This window comes from Sneathiella sp. (genome assembly GCF_029233945.1).
Taxonomy (GTDB): domain Bacteria; phylum Pseudomonadota; class Alphaproteobacteria; order Sneathiellales; family Sneathiellaceae; genus Sneathiella.
Genome location: NZ_JARGOQ010000107.1, coordinates 1 through 3118, shown reverse-complemented (window position 1 = coordinate 3118; position 3118 = coordinate 1). Strand labels below are relative to the sequence as shown.

3 protein-coding genes are annotated in these 3118 nt (G+C 57.3%); all 3 read right to left on the bottom strand.

Annotated elements, in window-relative coordinates; translation table 11 throughout:
• On the bottom strand, window positions 1–742 hold a 742-nt coding region (locus P1U71_RS17820), incomplete at its 3' end, for an FAD-dependent oxidoreductase (RefSeq protein WP_301107021.1).
• Between the two features lie 10 nt (window positions 743–752).
• Window positions 753–2090, bottom strand: a complete 1338-nt coding sequence (locus tag P1U71_RS17815) for a pyruvate dehydrogenase complex dihydrolipoamide acetyltransferase (protein ID WP_301107020.1) — start codon at window positions 2088–2090, stop codon at window positions 753–755.
• Between the two features lie 11 nt (window positions 2091–2101).
• A partial coding sequence (locus P1U71_RS17810; RefSeq protein WP_301107019.1) for a pyruvate dehydrogenase complex E1 component subunit beta occupies window positions 2102–3118 on the bottom strand: 1017 nt, incomplete at its 5' end.

The window sequence follows — 3118 nt, the reverse complement described above, 5'->3', positions numbered from 1 at the left end:
CTTTACCGCCGGATTTCTTCAGCTCGGAGACTGTTGTTCCCTTGTGGATGGTCATCCCCTGCTTCTTGAAGGATTTCTCAGCAAAGGTGGAAATTTCTGCATCCTCAACCGGCAGGATCCGGTCCATCACCTCGACAACCGTAACTTCAGAACCTAGCGCATTGAAAAAACTCGCGAACTCGATCCCGATCGCGCCGGAGCCGACAACCAGCAGCTTCTTCGGCGTCACATCGGGCACCAACGCTTCCTTATAGGTCCAGATGAGCTTGCCATCGGGTTCCAGCCCCGGCAACGTCCGCGCCCGTGCACCGGTTGCGAGAATGATATGCTTTGCGCTGACGGTAGAAACTTTCTTGCCGTCCTTGCTCACCTCAACCTTGCCGGACCCTGCGAGCTTGCCGTGTCCGTCCACGACGGTGACCTTGTTCTTTTTGAGGAGATGCTTGACGCCGCCGGAAAGCTGCCCCGCCACCTGACGGGAGCGTTCAACGGTTTTCTTGAGGTCAACCGACGCGCCCTCGACCTTGATGCCGAATTCATCCGCATGCTTGATCAGGTTATAGATATCCGCCGTCCGCAGCAGCGCCTTTGTCGGGATACAGCCCCAGTTGAGGCAAATGCCGCCAAGATGTTCTTTTTCAATGACGGCAGTCTTCATACCGAGTTGCGCCGCCCGGATCGCCGCCACGTACCCGCCAGGACCGGACCCTACAACAACCAGGTCAAATTTCGTCTCGCTCATATCCGGCTCCTCACAGCATCATGGTCAAGGGCTCTTCAATATAGCCCTTGAAATATTTGAGCAATTCCGCCCCCATGGCGCCATCGATAACGCGATGGTCGCAAGAAAGCGTCACGCTCATCATGGTCGCCATGGCGAGCGCGCCATCCTTGACGACCGGGCGCAACTCTCCGGTTCCAATGGCAAGAATGGCCGATTGCGGCGGATTGATCACGGCGGAGAATTCCTTGATCCCATACATGCCGAGATTGGAAATCGAGAAACAGCCGCCCTGATATTCTTCCGGTTTCAGTTTCCCTTCCTTCGCCCGACCTGCGAGTTCTTTCATCTCATTGGAAATTCCGGCGAGACCTTTCTGATCGGCGTCGCGGACAACCGGCGTGATCAAGCCACCCTCAATTGCGACAGCGACGGAAATATCAAAATCCTTATATTGCAGGATCTTGTCCCCGCCCCAGATGGCATTGGCCGCGGGCAGTTTCTTGAGCGCAAGCGCAGAGGCCCGGATCACGAAATCATTGACCGAGATTTTATATTCGTCAGACCGGCCATTGAGTTCCTTTCTCATCGCCAGCAGGTTATCCAGCTCACATTCGATGGTGAGATAGAAATGCGGGATCGTCTGCTTGGCCTCGCTCAATCGCCGCGCAATAGTCTTGCGCATACTGGTGAGCGGGATTTCCTCGTAATTGCCCTCTGGCGGTGGTGTTGCCGCTTGAGGCGCGGAAGCCGCCGCGGCCTTTTCGGGCTCAGCTTTTGCCTTGGCACCACCGGAGGCTATCGCCTTTTCAACATCCGCCTTGATGATCCTGCCATGGGGCCCGGTCCCCTTGATCGCCTTAAGGTCAAGGCCGCCTTTCGCCGCAATCCGGCGGGCAAGCGGACTTGAGAAAATGCGTTCGCCCTCTTTCGTTACTGGCGCGGGACCGCTGCCCCCCTTCACTTCCGGGGCGGCATCATCTTTCGCATCTTTCGCATCTTTCGGATCGTCCGACCCGAACTTTTTCGTCGGCATTTCCTCTTTCTCTGATGCGTCCTCTGCCGTATCCTTTTCCGGCTCCGGCGCTGAACCCGCGTCATAGTCGTCCAGGGCGGAGGCATCCTCCCCCTCCTCCAGCAGGATCGCGATCGGTGTATTCACGGCGACATTTTCGGTGCCGCCCTCAATAAGGATTTTCGCGAGTGTTCCCTCGTCAACCGCCTCAACCTCCATGGTTGCCTTGTCGGTTTCAATTTCGGCCAGCACGTCACCGGAGGCGACAGTATCGCCCTCTTTCATCTGCCAGTTGGCCAGCGTCCCCTCGGTCATCGTCGGTGAGAGGGCTGGCATTGTAATGGTAATTGGCATGGTCGCCCCCTTTAATCGCGATAGCAGACAGATTTGGCCGCTGCCACAACCTCATCGGTATGCGGGAGCGCCAGTTTTTCAAGATTAGCCGCATAAGGCATCGGCACGTCCTTGCCCGACACCCGCAGAACCGGCGCATCAAGATAATCAAAGGCATGATGCATGATTTGCGCCGTGATTTCTGCGCCGACGCCGCTTTGCGGCCAGCCTTCCTCGACGGTGACGCAGCGGTTGGTCTTGCGGACCGAGGCAAGCACCGTCTCCATATCCATTGGGCGGATGGTTCGAAGATCGATCACCTCGGCGGAAATATCTTCCTCCGCGAGTTTCTGCGCCGCTTCAAGCGCATAACGCATCCCCATCCCGAAGGAAACGATGGTCACATCGTCACCGGAACGTTCAATCTTCGCCTTGCCGATGGGCAGGACAAAATCATCAAGGACCGGCACTTCGAAACTCTGGCCATAGAGGATTTCATTTTCAAGGAAGATGACCGGATTTGGATTGCGGATCGCTGCCTTCAGCAACCCTTTCGCATCCGCCGCCGTATGGGGCGCAATCACGATCAGTCCCGGCACATGGGAGTACCAGGAGGCATAGCACTGTGAATGCTGCGCCGCGACCCGCGATGCCGCGCCATTGGGACCCCGGAAAACAATCGGGCTGCCCATCTGCCCGCCAGACATATAACGCGTCTTGGCGGCGGAATTAACAATCTGGTCAATGGCTTGCATGGCGAAGTTGAAGGTCATAAACTCGACGACAGGCCGCAACCCGTGAAAGGCCGCACCAACCCCGACACCCGCAAAACCATGCTCTGTAATCGGCGTATCGATCACCCGGCGCGCGCCGAATTCATCGAGCAACCCTTGGGTCACCTTATAGGCGCCCTGATACTCGGCCACTTCCTCACCCATGACGAAGACGCGCTCATCGTTGCGCATTTCCTCCGCCATCGCATCGCGAAGGGCCTCCCGCACGGTCATCTTGGTCATTTCCGTACCCTCGGGGATCTCCCCGCTGGCGTC

What these genes read in the sequence shown, in the direction of transcription:
- P1U71_RS17815 (WP_301107020.1), bottom strand. Translation starts at nt 2,090, where the DNA reads ATGCCAATTACCATTACAATGCCAGCCCTCTCACCGACGATGACCGAG.